23 protein-coding genes are annotated in these 20,139 nt (G+C 35.1%); 17 read left to right on the top strand and 6 right to left on the bottom strand.

All coding sequences use genetic code 11. The features are described from left to right. Window positions 1-2 precede the first annotated feature (2 nt). Window positions 3-1,925 (bottom strand): DUF294 nucleotidyltransferase-like domain-containing protein, encoded by a 1,923-nt coding sequence (locus tag D9842_RS09905; protein ID WP_445159126.1) that lies wholly within the window; start codon window positions 1,923-1,925, stop codon window positions 3-5. A 101-nt stretch (window positions 1,926-2,026) separates the two neighbouring features. Here D9842_RS09905 and D9842_RS09900 point away from each other — a divergent pair, with 101 nt between their 5' ends. The 9 genes from D9842_RS09900 (at window position 2,027) to D9842_RS09860 (ending at window position 8,210) form a co-directional block, all read left to right on the top strand. Further along, window positions 2,027-2,668, top strand: coding sequence for a peptidylprolyl isomerase (locus tag D9842_RS09900; protein WP_121662384.1), 642 nt, complete (start codon window positions 2,027-2,029; stop codon window positions 2,666-2,668). 234 nt (window positions 2,669-2,902) lie between these two features. Then, complete coding sequence (locus tag D9842_RS09895) at window positions 2,903-3,799, top strand: HD domain-containing phosphohydrolase (protein ID WP_232273345.1); 897 nt, start codon at window positions 2,903-2,905, stop codon at window positions 3,797-3,799. A 31-nt stretch (window positions 3,800-3,830) separates the two neighbouring features. Next, window positions 3,831-4,151 (top strand): 8-amino-7-oxononanoate synthase, encoded by a 321-nt coding sequence (locus tag D9842_RS09890; RefSeq protein ID WP_121662383.1) that lies wholly within the window; start codon window positions 3,831-3,833, stop codon window positions 4,149-4,151. A gap of 164 nt (window positions 4,152-4,315) precedes the next feature. Continuing rightward, window positions 4,316-4,939: a YitT family protein gene (locus D9842_RS09885; RefSeq protein ID WP_121662382.1), complete on the top strand. Its 624-nt coding sequence runs from the start codon at window positions 4,316-4,318 to the stop codon at window positions 4,937-4,939. 88 nt (window positions 4,940-5,027) lie between these two features. Continuing rightward, on the top strand, window positions 5,028-5,312 hold the full coding sequence (locus D9842_RS09880; protein WP_121662381.1) for a hypothetical protein: 285 nt from the start codon (window positions 5,028-5,030) through the stop codon (window positions 5,310-5,312). Between the two features lie 130 nt (window positions 5,313-5,442). Further along, window positions 5,443-6,033, top strand: coding sequence for a spore coat protein (locus D9842_RS09875; RefSeq protein ID WP_212134108.1), 591 nt, complete (start codon window positions 5,443-5,445; stop codon window positions 6,031-6,033). Between the two features lie 18 nt (window positions 6,034-6,051). After that, on the top strand, window positions 6,052-6,468 hold the full coding sequence (locus tag D9842_RS26545; RefSeq protein WP_121662380.1) for a hypothetical protein: 417 nt from the start codon (window positions 6,052-6,054) through the stop codon (window positions 6,466-6,468). Between the two features lie 131 nt (window positions 6,469-6,599). After that, window positions 6,600-7,580: a ring-cleaving dioxygenase gene (locus D9842_RS09865; RefSeq protein ID WP_121662379.1), complete on the top strand. Its 981-nt coding sequence runs from the start codon at window positions 6,600-6,602 to the stop codon at window positions 7,578-7,580. A 12-nt stretch (window positions 7,581-7,592) separates the two neighbouring features. Further along, complete coding sequence (locus D9842_RS09860) at window positions 7,593-8,210, top strand: alpha/beta hydrolase (protein ID WP_121662378.1); 618 nt, start codon at window positions 7,593-7,595, stop codon at window positions 8,208-8,210. A 39-nt stretch (window positions 8,211-8,249) separates the two neighbouring features. On the opposite strand, the gene D9842_RS09855 is transcribed toward D9842_RS09860, so the two are convergent. Then, window positions 8,250-8,918: an SOS response-associated peptidase gene (locus tag D9842_RS09855; protein WP_121662377.1), complete on the bottom strand. Its 669-nt coding sequence runs from the start codon at window positions 8,916-8,918 to the stop codon at window positions 8,250-8,252. A gap of 161 nt (window positions 8,919-9,079) precedes the next feature. Here D9842_RS09855 and D9842_RS09850 point away from each other — a divergent pair, with 161 nt between their 5' ends. The 5 genes from D9842_RS09850 to speD all read left to right on the top strand — a co-directional run bounded on the left by D9842_RS09850 (window position 9,080) and on the right by speD (window position 13,527). Then, window positions 9,080-9,187, top strand: coding sequence for a YjcZ family sporulation protein (locus tag D9842_RS09850; protein WP_098794764.1), 108 nt, complete (start codon window positions 9,080-9,082; stop codon window positions 9,185-9,187). A 246-nt stretch (window positions 9,188-9,433) separates the two neighbouring features. Next, window positions 9,434-10,270 carry an aldo/keto reductase gene (locus D9842_RS09845; RefSeq protein WP_121665016.1) on the top strand — a complete coding sequence of 279 codons (837 nt, stop codon included), beginning with the start codon at window positions 9,434-9,436 and terminating at the stop codon, window positions 10,268-10,270. Window positions 10,271-10,378: 108 nt separating this feature from the next. Then, window positions 10,379-11,845, top strand: a complete 1,467-nt coding sequence (gene dacB, locus D9842_RS09840) for a D-alanyl-D-alanine carboxypeptidase/D-alanyl-D-alanine endopeptidase (protein WP_257536026.1) — start codon at window positions 10,379-10,381, stop codon at window positions 11,843-11,845. Window positions 11,846-11,916: 71 nt separating this feature from the next. Then, entirely contained in the window at window positions 11,917-12,561 is a 645-nt protein-coding gene (locus tag D9842_RS09835; protein WP_121662376.1) for an SDR family oxidoreductase, read from the top strand. Between the two features lie 159 nt (window positions 12,562-12,720). Then, complete coding sequence (gene speD, locus D9842_RS09830) at window positions 12,721-13,527, top strand: adenosylmethionine decarboxylase (protein ID WP_121662375.1); 807 nt, start codon at window positions 12,721-12,723, stop codon at window positions 13,525-13,527. A 30-nt stretch (window positions 13,528-13,557) separates the two neighbouring features. On the opposite strand, the gene D9842_RS09825 is transcribed toward speD, so the two are convergent. Continuing rightward, window positions 13,558-14,088 (bottom strand): YceI family protein, encoded by a 531-nt coding sequence (locus tag D9842_RS09825; RefSeq protein WP_121662374.1) that lies wholly within the window; start codon window positions 14,086-14,088, stop codon window positions 13,558-13,560. 332 nt (window positions 14,089-14,420) lie between these two features. Here D9842_RS09825 and D9842_RS09820 point away from each other — a divergent pair, with 332 nt between their 5' ends. Both D9842_RS09820 and D9842_RS09815 read left to right on the top strand, forming a co-directional pair. Beyond that, window positions 14,421-14,939 (top strand): DoxX family protein, encoded by a 519-nt coding sequence (locus D9842_RS09820; RefSeq protein ID WP_121662373.1) that lies wholly within the window; start codon window positions 14,421-14,423, stop codon window positions 14,937-14,939. A 135-nt stretch (window positions 14,940-15,074) separates the two neighbouring features. Continuing rightward, window positions 15,075-16,283, top strand: coding sequence for an acyl-CoA dehydrogenase family protein (locus tag D9842_RS09815; protein WP_180320424.1), 1,209 nt, complete (start codon window positions 15,075-15,077; stop codon window positions 16,281-16,283). A gap of 81 nt (window positions 16,284-16,364) precedes the next feature. Here the strand turns inward: D9842_RS09815 and D9842_RS09810 are convergent, their stop codons facing one another. The 3 genes from D9842_RS09810 to fdhD are packed head-to-tail and all read right to left on the bottom strand — an operon-like array spanning window position 16,365 to window position 18,426. Next, window positions 16,365-16,592 (bottom strand): group-specific protein, encoded by a 228-nt coding sequence (locus tag D9842_RS09810; RefSeq protein WP_121662372.1) that lies wholly within the window; start codon window positions 16,590-16,592, stop codon window positions 16,365-16,367. Window positions 16,593-16,597: 5 nt separating this feature from the next. Continuing rightward, entirely contained in the window at window positions 16,598-17,623 is a 1,026-nt protein-coding gene (gene moaA / locus D9842_RS09805) for a GTP 3',8-cyclase MoaA (RefSeq protein ID WP_373995125.1), read from the bottom strand. Window positions 17,624-17,631: 8 nt separating this feature from the next. Continuing rightward, the gene (fdhD, locus tag D9842_RS09800) at window positions 17,632-18,426 is read right to left on the bottom strand and encodes a formate dehydrogenase accessory sulfurtransferase FdhD (protein WP_121662370.1); all 795 of its coding nucleotides are present in this window, start codon (window positions 18,424-18,426) and stop codon (window positions 17,632-17,634) included. Between the two features lie 427 nt (window positions 18,427-18,853). On the opposite strand from fdhD, the gene D9842_RS09795 reads away from it, so the two are divergent. Next, window positions 18,854-20,116 (top strand): L-lactate MFS transporter, encoded by a 1,263-nt coding sequence (locus tag D9842_RS09795; protein ID WP_121662369.1) that lies wholly within the window; start codon window positions 18,854-18,856, stop codon window positions 20,114-20,116. The last annotated feature ends 23 nt before the right edge of the window (window positions 20,117-20,139 follow it).

Raw genomic sequence — 20,139 nt, 5'->3', positions numbered from 1 at the left:
TTCTACACCACCCGATTTCGATTAAAGCTAATCTTGGTTACTTGCTGCATACGATGAGCAACCTGCAGTGCTTCCTTTAGCTTTATTCGATCCTCTTTTGAAAGCTCATACACATTAATTTCATTTGAAACATCTTGATTGTTTTCAAGCTGATTAAGGTTTTGCTGCAATCGAAAATAATGTAAATAGTGAAGTGCTGTTTTAGCATTTTCAACATCACGTGGATGCATGGCTTGAACTTTTCTTAATTCATTAAGACGTTTCACCGTGCTTACCTCATTGACTCCATATTTAATGGCATTAATTCTTGTTGAGTAAATAATTTGTGTTAATCCTGTCTTTTTAACATTAATTTTTTTGTTTTTTTGCTTTAAATTTATAATACCTAGAGGATGTGCAGGAATCTTAAATCGAAGAGCATCCTTCATTAATAATTGTTGTAAGGTTTTTGACTTTTTAGCTTTGTTTGTAAGAAAGTCTCTTATTTCTTCAGCAAGGGAAAAATCACCAAAAATTGGTCTAAAATCATAAAACATCGTGAAATTTTGAATTTCTTGAGCATCAAGTTCATCTTTCCATGTTTGAATTTCTCTTTTCCATTCTGATAAAGACTTTCTCCATTTAGACTCTTTCGCCATAATTCCACCTGTACATTCAGGGAAACCAGCTAAACTTAAATAATGATTAATTTTTTGAGTGAATTTTTTAAAATATTCATCAATGTTAGAACGATTAGGTAGGTGATAATAATTTGTTAAAATAACACCATTATCTTGGTCTGTGTGAAATCCTTGTTCGTGTCGTGCTTGACTTCCCATTATGATAAAACAGTAGTTAATTGGCGGAGTTCCATAGCCCTCTGCTTTCATCTCATTTTCTGCTAGTTTAATAATTTGTCTATGAATATTATCATTATGATTTGTGATTACTTCAGATACTTCATAAGCGTAACTTTCCTTTTCAACAAGCTCTTGAACAAACGATTGTAACGTAGTATTCACTAAAGAACTTTGCTGTAAGAGAGTATTAATTGATCTTGAATTTTTTACATTATAGGTTAAATCTAAGTAGCTGGAATTTTCAAGATTAAGGAATGAACGACTGGTTAATACTCCGATCGCACTCCCATTATGAATAACAGGAATAAACTCATTTGCTTTATTTTTAATATAAGAAAGAGCTTCAAATGCAAACGCATCAGCCTCAACATAATATGGCTGCTTGTTCATCCAGTCTGAAACTAAATTAGAGGAAGATGGCTGGGATGCATATTTTAATATTTCCTTATTGGTGATAATTCCTTTCATTTTTAATTGTTCATCATTCACAATTAATCCTGAAACATTCTTCTCATCTAAAAGCTGTGCTGCTTTATCCATTGTAAGGTGAGGTTGAATAAGAATAGGTTGATTCATTAGTGTTTTCACACGTGTTTTTAATAAGTGTACATTTTCCTCGTCATCATGGGTTGCTTTGTTTTTCATCTCATCATATAAGGACTTTGTTCTTTCTCCAATACTTTCCCAAATGACCTTTGAAAAATCGTTGTTTCGGGTCATAATTTCAAAAAAATGACGCTTGTTCAGCTTGAAAACCGTACAATCTTCTAATGCTTGAACAGAAAACTCTAACTCACCACTTGTGAACATAACCATTAATCCAATAATGTCTCCAGGATAATAGTAACGTAGTGATAACTGCTTTCCATTTGATTGATGTAAAATATTTTTCGCTAGCCCAGATACTAAAAAATAGATATCAATATGATCAGCATCTTCATCTTCGTGAAAAATAAATTCATTTTGAGCAAAGGTCGCTTGTGTAGCTTTATCGGTCATTTCTTGTAACTGAAAATCTGTTAACAATGTAAATGGGTAGTAATCTTTCAAAAGATGCTTTAATTCTGTATATACCAAGTTAGACACCACCTGTTCCTTTACTGTATACTTTTACCGTAACATAGATGAAGTCTATATATAAAGTGATGTGGGTTAGAAAAGTACATATATGTTGAAAGGAGAAGGTCATGAAAATTAAAAGTGTATTAAGTATTATCTTTTTAGTCATGCTCATTGTTGGTGGCTGTGGTACAAATGAACAAAGTCAACCTGATAAGGATGATGTAAAACAACCAGCACAAGAAATTGAAGACAATCCAATTGCTACTATTACAATGGAGAATAATGATACGATTAAGGTGGAGTTATATCCAAATATTGCTCCAAATACGGTAAATAATTTTATTTCCCTTGCTGAATCAGGCTTTTATGATGGACTTATCTTTCATCGGGTGATACCAGGTTTTATGATTCAAGGAGGAGACCCTGAAGGTCGAGGTACTGGTGGACCTGGTTATGCAATTAAAGGTGAGTTTGAATCTAATGGAGTTGACAATGAGTTAAACCATGAAAGAGGTGTTCTTTCAATGGCGAGATCTCAAGACCCCGATTCAGCAGGTTCTCAATTCTTTATTATGGTTGCTGAAGCTACACATTTGGATGGTGAGTATGCTGCATTCGGTAAAGTAACAGAAGGAATGGACGCAGTCGATAAGATCGTAAATGTGGAAAAGGATAATCAGGACAAGCCTCTTGAAGATCAAAAAATTAAGCAAGTTACAGTTGAAACATTTGGGGTTGAATTTCCAGAACCGGAAAAAATAGAGTAGCCAGAAGAAGCAGGGGACATATAGAGTTCCCTGCTTCATTTGGGTTTTTTGAACCTTTGTCGATTTTAGTCGTAGAACAAGTATGAACGTTGAAAATTTTCGTTCATGAATTAAACTATTGTTAGGAGATAATCCCTAAATTGGTACTATCTTCATCTTAGGAAAACTATCTATTTTATTTGAAAGATATTCATTATAATAGGTTAGTTAAATTAATTCTAAGGTGAGGTTTCTATGACTGAATTCGCAAATAAAAATGACTTCATCGAGTCGGTTCAGATGAAGGGCTTAACCATTTCACTGCTTGCATCAGGAGATCAAACGGAAATTATTCACCATCAGCTAGAACCTAATACAAGATGGGCGCTTGAACCTGAAGCTGGCTGGCATGCACTCGAGTATTTGTTTGTAATTGTAGGTCAATTAAGGCTACAAATGGATGATGGTAGCTTTAAAACCTATAAAGCCGGTGATTCTTTTTACCGTTCGCCAATTACTAAGCATTATGTATTCCAATCTATTGGTCCTACTGAATTTATCTATGTTACGTCGCAGCCTATTTTTCATCGCTATAGTCAGGTATCAAGACAATTGGCTAATCTTGCCGTTTCTATAGAGGAAAAAGATGGATATACAGGGGATCATTGTGCAAGAATTGCAAACCTGGCTATGAAGGTTGGAGAAAAAATAGGTTTAAATTCAAACGACTTATTACAACTGAACATGGCTTCTTTTTTTCATGATGTTGGAAAAGTAAGAATACCACTGAACATTCTTCAAAAACCAGGGAAACTAACTGCCGATGAGTGGGAAATTATGATGAAGCACACAATTTATGGAAGAATGATATTGGAAGAAACAAAATTGCCGATATTAGTAAATGCCGGTAAAATTGTTGAGCAGCATCATGAGCGTTTCGATGGAAAAGGGTATCCATATGGATTATCTAAGGAAGAGATTGATATTAAAGCTTCAATTATATCAGTGGTTGATGCATATGATGCCATTACTAGTGATCGATCATATCAAAAAGCTCGTTCAAAGGAAGAAGCAGTTCGTGAAATAAAGAAAAACAAAGGTACTCTTTATCATCCTGAAATTGTAGATGTGTTTGCTCATTTACAGCTATAATCATTTACAGCTATAAAAGGAGGTGATAAAGATGAAATATGTGTTAACTTTATTTACAGCAATCTCTCTAGCCATCATTTTTACCTTTTCTCCTGTTCAAGCTGCATACTTATCAGAATATGATCAGTATGTTGAAGTTTCATATGAGGATGCCAGATATATTGCTGATCTATTTGGTATGAAAAATATACCTTTAGGTGATAAAACAGCTTCGATAAGCTTTCAAGTACAAGAAGATATCATTCAAAAAATAGAAAATCGCTTAGATATGGAAATTGATCATTATTATATTTGGCTAACAATAAATGGACAACCTGTTCTAGCAATAGACCCTCCTGTCCCAATGTTTTAATCATTTAATAGATCTTTTTTCTTGGGAGGTGCATTTTTATACCCGAGAAAAAAGATCTTTTTTTGTTCGGAAAAAACGTAAGATTCGGAATACTTTTCAAGCCATTGACCTTGTCAATCCTTTGCGATAAGTTATTATTGGATAACAATGATCGGGGGATATTTATGAATATAACGAAAAAGCTGATTCTTGTTTTAGTTGGTCTAGTTTTAACCTCGTTAGGAATTAAATTATTATCAGATAATAATTTAACCTTTGGCGGAACTGCCGGAATTGCAACTATTTTATCATATCTTACAACCTTCTCTTGGGGTTCACTGTTTTTTATTGTGAATCTGCCCTTCTTCATCATCTCTATTCAAGAACTTGGTAAGTGGTTTACCATTTCAAGCTTATTATCAATTACTGGGATTTCTCTAATTCGCGAATGGTTTGACATCATTATTCCTGTCTTTGAGATAAATACGATTATTGCTGCTATTATTGCTGGTCTTTTAATTGGCATTGGTGTGACATTTGTATTGAATAACGGATCTTCACTAGGTGGAATTCATATACTTGGCTTATATATTGATAAAAAATTCGGGTTAAATAGAGGTTTAGTTCTTTTTGTATGTGACTCTGTTATTATCTTATTTGCACTAGCTTTAGTTGGTTGGGAAAGAGCTATTCTCTCAATCTTTTGTATTTTTATCGCGAGTACGATAATCGGACGTTATAAAAAATCACCTATTAAGGAAATGGATCGTGACCAAGAAGAATCTATTGAAAATAGTCATGTTTCTTAATGAATTAAATAAAACAATGGAAACATTTTAGCATAGTTTTTTCTCTCTTATTCATCTAATCTTGTAGATAGAGAGTGAGGGGAATATAGTGCAGTATAGAACAGTAAACGAAATCATTAGTTCACAGCAATCAGCTGAAGCGATAAATTATTTAAAAGAGTTATGGTATGCAGTCGTTGAAGGTCAATTTTCTTTTTCGTTTAAATATGATATCTACAAAATGCAATTAATGCATTTGCGTGCAAGTGCTCCTAAAGGTTGGTCTTTAGAGTGGAACGGGCTGTACTTTTATTTAACGAGCAGAATTGAAAACCAAGGTAAAATAATCATTCAACTAAAACCGAACGGACATTTTATATACAAGTTTTCTTGAAAATCCAGATGAAAATCTGGATTTTTTTATGTTCAAACTATTATTCCTTTACTAATTAGTTGAATAATTTACGCTCAATAGTGGTAGTTTAAATTTGGCTTCAAAAAATGTATTTAAGGAGGATTACACCTTGCAAAGCCAAATGAATTCAGTAAATATTGGTGCTCATGAGTTAATGGAATGTCATGAAGTATTAAGCTGTATGGTTAATGGAATTAATCAATTTCAGCTTTTACAACCACATTGTCAAGATCAAAACTTACAGAACATTTTACAAAATCAGCTTTCTTTCATGACGAATGAATACAATGCTGTTGTAAATGCGCTTCAACAAAAAGCAAATGTTGGATCACTTCCGACTGTAAAATCAAACATTAGTGCAACTCCAACTTACGGTATGAACAGAAATAGTGTACCTGAATCACCTAACGCATCGATCAATCAATTAAACGATAAAGATATATCGTCTGCTATGCTTGGAACTCACAAAGCTTCTGCAGTAACGAAAATGCATGCTGCATTAGAATTTACAGATTCTCAACTAAGAGAATTGATGATTCAAGGGTCAAAAAATTGTGCAGATCAAGCATATGAAACATGGAATTACATGAACCAAAGAGGTTATTACCAAGTACCAACATTTGACCAAACAACAACAAAAACAATGATTAACAGCTATCAACCAAATGCACTATATAGTAATCAACAACAAACATATTAAAAAATGGAGGGATTATTTATGCATACACAACAACATGCAATGCAACAAATCAATGAATGTCGTCAAGTAGTTCAACAATTAATTCAACAAACACAACAAGGTAGCCAACAATATAAGCAAATGCTTCAACAAGAACAACAAAATGTACAAATGTTGCAACAGTTATTACAAAGAGAACAACAAGCAACTCAAATGATTCAACAAAGCTTACAAGGACATAACCAAGCATTACAACAATGTCAACAAATTTTAAATGTTTGCAACCAAATGCAACAAGAACTATCAAGTGGTGTTGGTTATAACCAAACAACTTCTTATCAACAAAGTCCAAATCAAACGATTCATTCTTACAATCAATCAGAACAACGTCATATTCCTAGTTACAGAAGTTATCAGCAGCAACAACAACAAAATAGACAATACATCCAGCAATAAGAAACAAGAGGTTAGCGTTTGTTCGTTAACCTCTTTTACATATATCTTGATTATTTGACGTTCTTAGTTATTTTTATTATAATTATCTTGAATTCGAGATATTATGTTAGACTTAGAAAGGAAGTACTACCATGACGATTAAACCTTTAAAAGGAATTCATCATGTTTCTGCTATTACAGCTAATGCATTGGACAATTATACTTTTTATACAAAAGTATTAGGATTAAGACTGGTTAAAAAAACAGTTAACCAAGATGATACCTCTGTATACCATTTATTTTACGCAGATGAACGAGGAAATCCAGGGACAGATTTGACCTTTTTTGAAATTCCGCGTGCTGGTCGAACTTATCCTGGTACAAATAGTATCACTGCCACTTCCTTACGAGTGAGTGACGATCATGCACTTCAATACTGGAAGGACCGTTTTGAGCATTTACATGTAGATCATGATGATATTCAAGTTGTTAATGGCCGCTCCAGTCTTTCATTTAGAGATAAGGAAGGTCAACGTTTAGTCCTAGTTTCGGATGAAAACAATAGTGGTGTCTCTGGAGGGAAGCCTTGGGAAAAGAGCCCGGTTCCTGTAGAAAATGGAATTATTGGTCTTGGACCAGTAGAGCTTACTGTTTCACGTCCAGAACGAACAGCTAATATCTTAACAGATTTAATGGGCTTTCGAGAATTAGCAGGATACGTTAGACAAACTGATCAGAAAAAGGTTCGTGTATTTGAAACGGGTGAAGGCGGTACTGGTGCGGAAATTCATCTTATTGAGGACAACGAGAGCAGTCGTGAAAGACCTGGGCGAGGAAGCGTCCACCATGTTGCCTTCCGAGTTGAAGATGAAGAAGAGCTAAACAAGTGGGTACAATTGTTGAAGGAAAGTCATTTACCAAATTCTGGTTTCGTAGAACGATATTATTTCCGTTCTTTATACTTTAGAGAACCAAATGGGATATTGTTTGAGCTTGCAACCGACGGACCAGGCTTTGAAGGTGATGAGGACTTTGAACATCTTGGAGAAAACCTTGCACTACCACCGTATTTTGAGCCACAAAGAAATGAAATAGAAGCAAAATTAAAACCATTAATTACAAACGAATCTTAAAGGGTTTAGGAGATGGATAAATTGCAACATATATTTATAGAAGGAAAAGATCAAAACGAGCCAACTTTACTACTACTCCATGGCACTGGAGGCAATGAACGTGATTTACTTCCGATTGCGGAAATGATCGCTCCTACTGCTTCCATACTTGGTGTAAGAGGAAATGTTTTGGAAAATGGAATGCCTCGCTTTTTCCGTCGTATATCAGAGGGTGTTTTTGATGAGGAGGACTTGGTTTTCCGCACAGAGGAACTGAATCAATTTATTGAAGATGCGGCTGATAAATACAAATTTGACCGCAATCGTGTTTTAGCGATAGGCTACTCAAATGGAGCGAATATCGCAGCCAGCTTAATGTATCATTATAAACATGCATTAAATGGTGCTGTTTTACTTCATGCTATGGTACCGAGAAGAGGGGTAGAAGTACCTGATTTAACTAATACACCTGTTTTCATAGGTGCAGGAGTTAATGATCCATTAATTCCTCAAGCAGAAACAAAAGAACTTGCGGAAGTATTAAGAAACGCTAACGCACATGTAACAGAACACTGGGGACAAGCAGGACACCAGCTAACAAGAGAAGAGATAATGGAAGCTAAAACGTGGTATGAACAAAATTATAAGTAAAAATAAAAGATCAAACCTTTTGAAGAAGGTTTGATCTTTTTATTGACTATTAAGGGGCTCTAAACATTCTTTTTGATCATTTTTAGGAGAATTTACAAGAGTTGAAACTGGGTATAAATCCATAAGTTGAGCATCATAGGGTACTAACAATGATTTTAGGTGTTCAATGTTATCTTCTTTCCGGTCTAACCATGTATCATATGTATGTGGTGGTAAAATTACAGGCATTCGGTCGTGAACATCTTTTGTTACCTCATTTGCCGAAGTTGTTAAAATTGTACAGGTAAACAATGGTTCGGTGCCTTTATCCCAACATTCCCATAAACCTGCAAAAGCAAAAGGGCGTCTATCCTTCATCACAAATCGATAGGGTTGTTTACCACTCTCTGTTTTTTTCCATTCATAAAAACCATCACTTACAATTAAGCATCTTTTCTGTCTGAACGGGTATTTAAAGCTAACTTTTTGTTCAATTGATTCAGAACGTGCATTGATCATTTTATGTCCGATTTTTACATCTTTTGACCAAGGTGGAATTAATCCCCATCGCATGCTAGTAGCTACACGATCATGACCATTTGATCCTATAACAAAAACGTCCTGAGATGGGGCAATGTTATATCTGTATGTAAGTTCTTCATTAATAATTAGTTGAAACTGATCTTCGATTGCAGTTTGATCTGTTGCAAGTGAAAACCGTCCACACATCAAAATCACCTCAAACTATTACTTTCTACTATCGTAACAATTTTTCATTTATAATCCTAATACATTGTGACAAAAAATAGATTTTTAGAACTGGTCTTTTACCTATAACGAAGTTAGTGTCCTTTACATATAGTAAAACAAATGGATTTGGAGGTGACATCATGGGCGCTACAGGTGGATACGGTTATGGAGCTGGCTTTGCTCTAATCGTTGTATTGTTTATTCTTTTAATTATCATTGGAGCTTCTTACGTAGGTTACGGATACTAATTAATTAAGAAAAAGAGCCCATTTATCTTACAAAAAAGATAATGGGCTTTTTTATCCGATCAGAAAGTATAAATTTTTGTAGATGATAGTATAAGGAGAACTAAGGCTTTCGGCAATAGGACTTGGCGATAAGCCAAGTTTTTCTAATACCTCCTTATGCTAAAGTTTTGTAAACGTAAGCAAATTTCTTTTCATTTTTAAGATGCTATAGGAAAATAATAAGGTGAAATGGAAGGCGCTGAAATAATGGAAAGTCTACAAAGTACTACAACATTACATAATGGTGTTAAAATGCCTTGGTTTGGCTTAGGCGTCTTTAAGGTGGAAGAAGGATCAGAGGTAGTGAATTCTGTTTTAGCGGCAATTAAAACCGGTTATAGAAGTATTGATACAGCTGCTGTTTATGGGAATGAAGAAGGTGTTGGTAAGGCAATTGCAGAATGTGGCGTGTCACGTGAAGAATTGTTCATCACTTCAAAGGTGTGGAATGCAGATCAAGGATATGATGAAACGATCTCTGCATTTGAAGAAAGCTTAAGAAAGTTACAGCTAGACTACCTAGATTTATATCTTATTCATTGGCCTGTACCTGCACAAGGGAAATACATTGATACTTGGAAAGCATTAGAAAAGCTATATAAAGACGGGAAAATCCGTGCAATTGGCGTAAGTAACTTTAAGGAACATCACTTACAAGATCTTATCGATCAAGCTGAAGTTAAACCAATGGTCAATCAGGTTGAATATCATCCACGATTAACACAAGAGAGTCTACACAAATTTTGTAAAGAGCATCAAATTCAGCTAGAAGCATGGTCACCATTAATGCAAGGTCAGTTACTAGATGAGCCAACGCTAGTAGAAATTGCTCAAAAATATAATAAGTCTACAGCACAAATTATCTTACGATGGGATTTGCAAAATGAGGTTGTTACAATCCCTAAATCAATTAAGCCTCATCGTATCGAAGAAAATGCAAATATTTTTGATTTCACATTAAGTGAAGATGATATGAAAAAAATTAGTTCATTGAACCAAGACAAACGTGTTGGTCCTGATCCTGATGAATTTAATTTAGTGTAAGAAATACTAAACAAAAACAGCTGGTCAGTATTGATCAGCTGTTTTTATATGGATAAATAGAAGATACTTGAAGACCTTAAAGATAGAAGGTTGAAAGGAGTATCTTTTATGGCAAAATTAACTCTCTGTATGATGATCTTGTCCTTTACAATGATAAGCACTTTTCAAGCCCCATCGCTTACACAAGCAAAACAAGTGGATGTATTTTCTTCCTTACATACCTTAATAACTAAAGATCCTATCTTAGAAGGTGCTATTGCAGGTGTTAGTATTCGTTCAGCCTCTAATGGTCAGGTATTGTATTCGTATAATGGCGATGTATCGTTAACTCCAGCGTCCAATTTAAAATTATTCCCTGCAGCAGCAGCCTTAGCTTCCTTAGGGCCGGATTATTCTTATCAAACGGGGTTATTTACAGATGGAAAGGTTAGACGTAATGAAATAAAGGGAAATGTTTATTTTGTTGGACATGGTGATCCCACACTCCGTGTAAAAGATATTGAAAGCATGGCTAAGACTCTTAAAAAGCAGGGAATACAATCTATTACAGGAGATATAATTGCTGATGATAGTTGGTATGATGATGTGCGGTATTCAGTGGATCTTCCTTGGAGTGATGAAACAGCTTATTATGGTGCGCAAATTTCAGCGTTAACGGTTTCTCCTGATCATGATTTTGATGCCGGAACGGTTATCATTGAGGTATCTCCAGGTCAAAAAAATCAAAAGGCAGAGATTTCAGTTTTTCCTAGCACTGATTTTGTTACGCTTATAAACAAAACCAAAACGGTTTCCACAGATGAAGAAGGTGAACTGTCAATCTCTCGTACTCATGGTAAAAATGAGGTCATTATTAAAGGAACCATTTCACTTAAAGCATCCCCAGTAAAAGAGTGGGTGGCAATATGGGATCCAACAAGCTATTCACTTTCAGTCCTAAAAAAAACATTAAAACAACACGGAATTAAGGTGAAAGGTAAGGAACGTAAAGGGGTAAAACCAGAACATTCGAAAATGCTTCTTTCACATCAATCAATTCCTTTAAAAGAAATACTTGTTCCTTTTATGAAAAATAGTAACAATACACATGCGGAAATGCTTGTCAAAGAAATGGGGAAGGTGTATAAGCAAGATGGAAGCTGGGAAGCAGGTTTAGAAGTTGTAGAACAAACATTAACATCACTAGGTATAGATGGTGAAAAAATGATTTTAAGAGACGGTTCGGGTATTTCTCATGTTAACGCTATTCAGGCAAACTCAGTTACAGATCTTTTATATAAATCTCAATCACAGGAATGGTTTCCTTTTTTCTATCACTCTTTACCAGTTGCAGGAATAAAAGAAAAGAATATAGGTGGTACACTGCGTAATCGAATGACCGAAAAGCCTCTCAAAGAAAATGTCATTGCGAAAACCGGTACCCTTACTAATGTAAGTTCTATATCGGGTTATTTAACATTGTCTGACGGAAATAAACTTATTTTTTCCATTCTGATGAATCACTTAAAAGATGAAGAGCAAGGAAAATTACTTGAAGAAAAAATTTTATCCGTAATTGCTCAATCTACATTGTAGAGCAAACCTTTTGAACTTTTGTTTTTTCTCTGAAATAATGAATAGGAACAATAAGAGGAGGGGATAAAACAATGAAAGTATTTGTCGTTGGAGCAAATGGACAAATAGGGAAACAACTCACAGAACGTTTAAATGAAAATGAAAACCACACTGTACTTGCAATGGTAAGGAAGGAAGAGCAACAGAAGGAGTTTGAAAATAAAGGAATAGAAACAGTTTATGCTAATTTAGAAGGAACAGTTGAAGAACTTCAAAAAGCATTAAGTGGCTGTGATGCAATCGTATTTACTGCTGGATCCGGAGGAAGCACAGGATCTGATAAAACACTCCTAATTGATCTTGATGGAGCAGTAAAAACGATGGAGGCTGCTGAAAAAGCAGGTATTGAGCGATTTATTATGGTTAGTGCTCTTCAAGCAAACAATCGGGAAAATTGGAACGAAAATCTTAAACCATATTATGTAGCTAAACACTATGCTGATAAAATGCTAGTTCAATCAAACTTAAATTATACAATTATTCGCCCGGGCGGTTTACTTAATGAAAAGGGAACTGGAAAAATCACAGCAGGTGATAAAGTGCCAAGAGCAACAATTCCACGAGAAGATGTAGCAGCAACAGTAATTGAAGCACTTGAAAATCCAAATACCTATCACAAATCTTTTGATATTGTGTCAGGCGAAGACACCATATCTGACGCCTTAAATAATCTATGATCCATATTTATAAAAAGACAGCAGTCCCCATGGGTTGCTGTCTTTTTCGCGTAGTGATTTTTCTTAAGCTCGAGAATTATGATTGCCTTCTCAAAAAATGGGTAATATAACTATGTAAGCTTGTATCGGAACTATCATAAATATAAGGGGGAAGAAGTAATGGTCCTTACTCCAGAACAAAGAATCCAATTACATGGTTTTAATAATTTAACAAAATCACTAAGCTTTAATATGTATGATGTGTGTTATACAAAGACGAGGGAAGAGAGAGAGGCATATATTGAGTATATTGATGAACAATACAATGCAGATCGCTTAACAAAAATTTTGAAAAATGTCACGGATATAATCGGTGCTCACGTATTAAATATTGCTAAGCAAGACTATGTGCCACAAGGATCAAGTGTAACCATTCTTGTTTCGGAAGGTCCTGTTGTTGAGGTTCCGACAGAATCCTATGATGAATCTCCAGGTCCACTCCCCGAAGCAGTTACTATGGGACTGGATAAAAGTCATATTACGGTGCATACATATCCTGAATATCATCCAAATGAGGGAATAAGCACATTTCGTGCAGATATTGATGTTTCAACTTGTGGAGAAATTTCACCTCTTAAAGCATTAAATTACCTCATTCATTCTTTTGATACAGATATTATGACAATGGATTATCGAGTTAGAGGATTTACAAGAGACATCAATGGAGATAAATTATTTATTGATCATGATATCAGTTCCATTCAAAATTATATTCCTGATGAAGTACAAGAAGATTTTGACATGATTGATGTAAATATTTATCAAGAAAATATATTTCATACAAAATGTAAGCTGAAGAAATTTGATTTGAACAACTATTTATTTGGATACACTAAAGATAAATTAAGCATAGAAGAACAAGAACAAATTACAGATAAATTGACGAAGGAAATGGATGAAATTTTCTACGGAAAGAATATAAAATAGGGGGCGAGTCCGACTCGCCCCTTTTTATAATTAAGCTTTTGCAGCTTGAAGTTGAAGAGAAACTTTAATTTGATCTCCTACTAAAACTCCACCAGCTTCTAATGGTGCATTCCAAGTTAGACCATAATCACTACGCTTTAATTTTCCCTCTACAGCAAAGCCAGCTTTTTCATTACCCCATGGATCAACACCAGTTCCTTCAAAAGAAACGACGAATGTTTCGGATTTTGTTACACCGTGTAAAGCTAAGTCTCCAGTCACGTTATACTCGTTTTCATCAGTTTTTTCAATGTTTGTAGCTTTAAAAGTCAAAGTTGGGTGATTTTCAACATCAAAAAAGTCTGCAGAGCGTAAGTGGTTATCTCGGTCTTCGTTACGAGTGTCAACACTTGCTAAATCTACTGAAAAAGCAATATCAGCAGTTGTTAAGTCTGTTGGATCAGCCTCGATTTCTGCATTAAAGCTTTGGAAACCACCTTTAACTGTTGCAAACATCATGTGTTTAACAGAGAAGTCCACTCCACTGTGTGTTGGGTCAAGATTCCATTTTGATTTTGTCATTTTTTTCTCCTCCAATAATTATATATTTTAAATTAAAATATCTCAGTTTAAAGATTTATAACTTCGAGATAAATTATAGTATTTAAAAAAGTAAATGTCAATTAAAAAAATAGAAGGAAATCGAGATTTCTGTGATGAAAATCACATTATAAGAAATTTCAGATACTTTTCGAACACTATGTGAAGTGTATTGAAGGTAAGAGGAAATGGGAGTATAGTAAAGGTGTAGAAAGAAAGTGAAGAACTTCACAAACTTTCTACTAGGAAGCTAGCTGCCTTAAATTTTTTAATAAATTATGTGAAAAACTTCACAAATAAGGAGATGCTAAACCATGAATATGTTAAGAGGACCTAAAATGGCAATTATATGGACAGTGTTACGAATTTGGTTAGGCATACAATGGCTTGAAGCTGGAATTCATAAAGTAGCAGATGGATTTGATGCAACTGGTTTTATACAAGGAGCGATTGCGAAAGCAACAGGAGATCATCCAGCAGTCCAAGGCTGGTACGCAACATTCCTTGAAACATTTGCTCTACCGAATGTGAACGTGTTTAACATCTTAATACCTTGGGGAGAAGTATTGGTCGGTATCGGATTAATTTTAGGAGCTGCGACAATTCCAGCCTTACTTGCTGGAGCATTCATGAACCTAAATTTTTTACTAGCAGGAACAGTTAGCACAAACCCGGTACTCTACACAGCAGCCATTCTATTAATGGTCGCTGGCACAGCAGGATATTTCTACGGAGCAGATAGGTTCTTAATCCCTTATATTAGAAAAATGATCAACAACAATCGCCATACTAAAAAAAATCATCACGAGCAAAACCACCTTCCAGCTCATTAAAAATAGAATTAAAAGATTCAGCAAACTTTATTAGCTGAATCTTTTTTTTTATTTAAAAAGGACTTTACACGAATTTAATAGAATAGGATAAATATATGAAAACGCTTTAAATCTAACGTTTTAGGAGGATAAAACATGTTGAACTTTAATCTATCTCAGGAACAAGAAATGGTGAAAAAACTTGTAAGATCATTTGTTGATAAGGAAATATCACCAAATATGACTGAATGGGATCGGAAAGGTCATTTTGAAACAAGTATTTTGAATCGACTTGCTGATTTGAATTTAATGGGCGTTTGTATCCCTGAGGAATATGGTGGAAGTGGTATGGATTATAATGCATTGGCAATTGTTTGTGAAGAGCTAGAAAGAGGTGACACAGCATTTCGTACAGCAGTTTCGGTTCATACGGGTCTTAATAGCATGACGCTTTTGCAATGGGGAAATGAATGGCAAAAGCAAAAATATCTTACTCCTCAAGCAAAAGGTGAGAAAATTGGGGCGTTTGGTTTAACGGAGCCTAATGCTGGATCTGATGTAGCTTCAATGAAAACGTCAGCTGTCAAACAAGGTGATTACTACATACTGAACGGTCAGAAGACATGGATTTCATTATGTGATGTGGCTGACTATTTCCTCGTGTTTGCCTATACAGATACAAGTAAAAAACATCACGGAATTTCTGCTTTTATTGTTGAGCGAACAATGCCTGGTTTTTCATCAAAAGCCATTAAAGGTAAGCTGGGCATCCGGGCTGGAAATACAGGTGAACTATTTTTTGACAATGTAAAAGTTCCAAAAGAGAACTTGCTAGGAGAAGAAGGGGAGGGCTTTAAAATTGCCATGTCTGCATTAGATAATGGAAGGTTTACTGTTGCAGCAGGGGCATGTGGAATTATTTCAGCCTGTCTTGAAGCAAGTGTTAAGTATTGTCATGAGCGGAGCACGTTTGGAAAAGAAATCGGTAAACACCAGCTTGTTCAACAAATGCTTGCTAAAATGGAAGCAGGTTTACAAATGTCTCGTTTGCTCGTTTATCGTGCAGGCTGTCTAAAGAATGAAGGAAAACGAAACACCCGTGAAACATCGCTGGCCAAGTGGCAGGCTTGTGATTTTGCTAACGAAGCAGCAAACGATGCTGTCCAAATTCATGGAGCCTACGGTTACTCAGATGAATACCCAGTTGAAAGACACCTACGAAATTCAAAAGCACCAGTTATATACGAAGGAACAAGAGAAATCCATACTATTATGCAAGCTGAATATGTACTTGGCTACCGCAATGATAAACCACTGAATAAATCACTCCCTGCTTGGGAAGATATTGAGCAGTTGCTGCATTGAGGGGTGCCTGTCACTTCCCGAATTTTGTCGAACACAAAAAGGATGGTTCACACCATCCTTTTTATTATATCTATATAACAATCACTGCACTAATTTTTCGATTTTATTCATCCGAGTTTTCTTTTCCTCTTCAGATGCTAAGTCATATTTTTTTAATAAGTGAAACAGTTCGTTTAGATCAGCTTGAGAAACTGAAGTAGACAAGAAATTGGAACACTTTTCAACTATACTAGTATCCATATAAGGAGTTTGTTCGTTTAGCTTTTTAGTAACATCATCAATTGTATGATCAATTTTACATGAACTCATCTAGTTTATCCTCCAATATGAGACATCTCAATTTTTTCACGCTTAGTCGATCGTTCACTTCGTTCAACAGAGTATTGATCTTTTCGTCCACTCCAAAGAGATGCTACATGATTGGCAAGCTCTTCATCCGTTTTCTCTGATCTAATTACATCGCGTAAATCATGACCTTTTGAAGCAAACAAACATGTATAAAGAGAACCACTTGCTGACAGACGAGCACGATTACATGTTGAGCAGAATGCATCCGAAACTGATGATATAACCCCGATTTCATCTTGTGAACCTACGTAACGGTAACGGCTTGCTACTTCACCTTTATAGTTTGGATCCACTGGTTCTAAAGGCATTTCCTTATGAATATCCTCTACAATTTGTTTTTTTGGATAAACATCTTGTAAGTTCCACTTATTTGTATTACCAACATCCATAAATTCAATAAAACGTAAAATATGACCTTTTTCACGAAAATACTTTGCCATAGGAATAATTTCATGTTCATTCATTCCACGTTTGACAACCATGTTGATTTTAACTTTTAACCCTGCTTCGGAAGCAGCATCTATGCCGTCTAAAACAGCTTTTACAGGTACACCTCGTCCATTGATTTTACCGAACACATCATCATTTAGGGAGTCAAGACTAATGGATACACGTTGTAAGCCTGCTGATTTAAGCTCTTTGGCGTATTTAGGTAAAAAGTATCCGTTCGTGGTCATCGCTATATCTTCCACACCGTTAATAGAATGAATGCGATCAATAAGAAAAGCCAAATCTTTTCTCATTAACGGCTCTCCACCCGTAATTCGAATTTTTTTAACACCTAGTGATTGAACAAAAACTTTAGTTAATCGCTCAATTTCTTCATAAGATAAAAGTTCATTTCTTTTTAAAAAAGGATAGTCTGGACCAAATATTTCCGCGGGCATACAATACGTACAACGAAAATTACATTTATCTGTTACAGAAATTCGCAAATCTCGAAGAGGACGATCAAAATAATCATAAACAGATTTGTTATTCTTCAATACGATTCCTCCCTCTATTTTTCGTTAATAATTCGTTCCGGATGGGAATAAACATTAAAGGAATTTCCTCTAATAAAACCAACAGCCGTTATATTTAGATCATTTGCTAATTTAATAGCGAGATCAGTTGGAGCAGATTTTGATAGAACAATACCAACACCAATTTTTGATGCCTTTACTAAAACCTCGGATGAAATTCTTCCGCTAAAAACAATAATTTTATCTCGCACAGAAATCTGATTCAAAATACTATATCCGTATAATTTATCTAAAGCGTTATGACGCCCAATATCTGTTCGGCTTACAAGCATTTCCTCTGGTGTACACAGTGCAGCATTGTGAACACCACCAGTTTCTTGAAAAACAACACTGCTTTCCTGCATAGCTTTCATAAGTGAAATACATTGGTCAGGTGTAAGTGTTTGTTTGCTTGTAGAGGTTTTTGATGTTTTTACATCATTTTGAAAATAAAATTGTCTGCTTTTACCACAGCAAGACCCAATAAAACGTTTCGAATAGTGTTGATGACTCGTAGTGACTTCTGAATGTAAGCTCACGTAGGCATATCCTGCATTTTCATCAATTGAAATTGACTCGACTTCATTATAGAAACGAATGACACCTTCTGACGCTAAAAAGCCAATGACCATTTCTTCAAAATGAGTGGGTGTACATACCATTGTAGCAAATTCTTCATTATTCACAAAAATTGTTAGGGGAAATTCAGTTACAATATCATCGGTTGTTTCTACTAATTTTCCGTTTGTATATTTTATTATTTGTTGATTTATACTCATTTTCATATCCATATCATCTCACACCCGAATTCTAAGATTACTAAAATATAAACATAGTTTGATTTTTTAAACAAGTATTAAAGATTTCCTAGTGAAAAGTTAGGATAGCTAAAAGTAAAAAATTATTCTTGCGCATTAAAATAGAACATGGTAATATTTCGTTACAAAGTTCATGATTTTGTAACAAATTGCTTCCGAGATAGCGATCCTGTCATCGACTCAACTTGTTGCGAATTTGAAAGCGATTAACTGTTGGTCCGATAGTAGCGATTCCTGCTTGAAACTAACCGTCAATCACCTTTAAGATAGGCATTTATTTGTCATATTTTAATGGGATTGGCGGTTTTCTTTGTTTAACAAGATATTATTCTATTTATTTTGTTAAGATTTGATTTTACATCGTAGAAAATTTTTAATGCTTACCTAAGGGGATGACCACATGAAAAAGACAAAAAATCGTTGGCTGATTGCTGCATCTGCAGTAGGGATCCATATCTCAATTGGATCAGTGTATGCATGGAGTAATTTCACCAATCCATTAATGGAAGAGTTTGGATGGACAGCTCAACAAGTACAATTAACTTTTAGTATTGCTATTTTATTTCTTGGATTGTCCGCAGCGTTTTTAGGACACTTTGTTGAAAAATACGGTCCAAGAGCTGCTGGTTTACTTGCAGCTGGATTCTTTGGTGCTGGGATAATCGGTTCCGGTTTAGCGGTTAATCTAGGATCATTACCTTTCCTCTATGTTACATATGGTGTTCTTGGAGGAATTGGACTTGGAGTTGGATATATTGCACCTGTTTCAACGTTAGTAAAATGGTTCCCGGACCGTCGTGGCCTTGCAACTGGACTGGCTATTATGGGATTCGGATTTGCTGCTGCCATTGCAAGTCCAGTTATGGAGTCACTAATTAATTCGGTTGGTACAGCAAACACATTCTTTATTTTAGGTATTTCTTATTTAGTTATTATGACATTATCTTCATTATATTTAGAGAAACCACCAGTTGGTTGGGCTCCTAAAGGGTTTAATGAAAAAGGACAATCTGGAAAATCTAGAATCAAAGAAGATTTATCACAATTAACGGCAAATGAAGCAGTTAAAACATCAAGATTTTATTATCTATGGATTATGTTATTCATCAACGTAACATGTGGTATTGCCATTCTTTCTGCTGCAAAACCATTAGCTGAAGAAAGTATTGGTCTAACAACAGCACAAGCTGCAGCATTAGTTGGTATCCTGGGAATATTTAATGGATTAGGACGTATCGGTTGGGCGTCAATTTCAGATTTTATTGGTCGACCAAATACGTATACAACTTTCTTCGTCTTACAAATTGTATTATTTGCCGTTTTACCACATACTACAGAAGCATTTTTATTCCAAGTTATGTTAGCAGTGGTATACACTTGTTATGGTGGAGGATTTGCAGCAATTCCTGCTTATATTGGCGATTTATTCGGTACAAAACAATTGGGTGCAATTCATGGATACATTCTTACTGCATGGGCTGCTGCTGGATTAGCTGGTCCAATGTTTGCAGCGTGGATGAAAGATACAACTGGAAGCTATGCAACTAGCTTAACTTTCTTCTCGGGAATGTTTGTAGTTGCATTAATCGTTTCTATTGTTATTCGTCGTGATATTAATAAGTTACGTCAACAACAAGTGTCAGGATCAAAAATAGCTGGATAAATAATACTTCCACAATGCACTGA

The organism is Metabacillus litoralis (assembly GCF_003667825.1).
In the GTDB taxonomy this organism is placed as follows: domain Bacteria; phylum Bacillota; class Bacilli; order Bacillales; family Bacillaceae; genus Metabacillus; species Metabacillus litoralis_B.
The sequence above is the reverse complement of the archived record's forward strand: the minus strand, read 5'-3'. Positions and strand labels throughout refer to the sequence as shown.

Bases quoted from the DNA above. Each gene is read 5' to 3' on its own strand.
- D9842_RS09895 (WP_232273345.1), top strand. From the start codon at position 2,903: ATGACTGAATTCGCAAATAAAAATGACTTCATCGAGTCGGTTCAGATG.
- speD (WP_121662375.1), top strand. From the start codon at position 12,721: ATGGTCCTTACTCCAGAACAAAGAATCCAATTACATGGTTTTAATAAT.
- D9842_RS09810 (WP_121662372.1), bottom strand. From the start codon at position 16,592: ATGAGTTCATGTAAAATTGATCATACAATTGATGATGTTACTAAAAAG.
- D9842_RS09825 (WP_121662374.1), bottom strand. From the start codon at position 14,088: ATGACAAAATCAAAATGGAATCTTGACCCAACACACAGTGGAGTGGAC.
- D9842_RS09885 (WP_121662382.1), top strand. From the start codon at position 4,316: ATGAATATAACGAAAAAGCTGATTCTTGTTTTAGTTGGTCTAGTTTTA.
- D9842_RS09845 (WP_121665016.1), top strand. From the start codon at position 9,434: ATGGAAAGTCTACAAAGTACTACAACATTACATAATGGTGTTAAAATG.
- dacB (WP_257536026.1), top strand. From the start codon at position 10,379: ATGGCAAAATTAACTCTCTGTATGATGATCTTGTCCTTTACAATGATA.
- D9842_RS09890 (WP_121662383.1), top strand. From the start codon at position 3,831: ATGAAATATGTGTTAACTTTATTTACAGCAATCTCTCTAGCCATCATT.
- D9842_RS09900 (WP_121662384.1), top strand. From the start codon at position 2,027: ATGAAAATTAAAAGTGTATTAAGTATTATCTTTTTAGTCATGCTCATT.
- D9842_RS09820 (WP_121662373.1), top strand. From the start codon at position 14,421: ATGAATATGTTAAGAGGACCTAAAATGGCAATTATATGGACAGTGTTA.
- fdhD (WP_121662370.1), bottom strand. From the start codon at position 18,426: ATGGATATGAAAATGAGTATAAATCAACAAATAATAAAATATACAAAC.
- D9842_RS26545 (WP_121662380.1), top strand. From the start codon at position 6,052: ATGCATACACAACAACATGCAATGCAACAAATCAATGAATGTCGTCAA.
- D9842_RS09795 (WP_121662369.1), top strand. From the start codon at position 18,854: ATGAAAAAGACAAAAAATCGTTGGCTGATTGCTGCATCTGCAGTAGGG.
- D9842_RS09815 (WP_180320424.1), top strand. From the start codon at position 15,075: ATGTTGAACTTTAATCTATCTCAGGAACAAGAAATGGTGAAAAAACTT.
- D9842_RS09835 (WP_121662376.1), top strand. From the start codon at position 11,917: ATGAAAGTATTTGTCGTTGGAGCAAATGGACAAATAGGGAAACAACTC.
- D9842_RS09860 (WP_121662378.1), top strand. From the start codon at position 7,593: ATGGATAAATTGCAACATATATTTATAGAAGGAAAAGATCAAAACGAG.
- D9842_RS09855 (WP_121662377.1), bottom strand. From the start codon at position 8,918: ATGTGTGGACGGTTTTCACTTGCAACAGATCAAACTGCAATCGAAGAT.
- D9842_RS09865 (WP_121662379.1), top strand. From the start codon at position 6,600: ATGACGATTAAACCTTTAAAAGGAATTCATCATGTTTCTGCTATTACA.
- D9842_RS09850 (WP_098794764.1), top strand. From the start codon at position 9,080: ATGGGCGCTACAGGTGGATACGGTTATGGAGCTGGCTTTGCTCTAATC.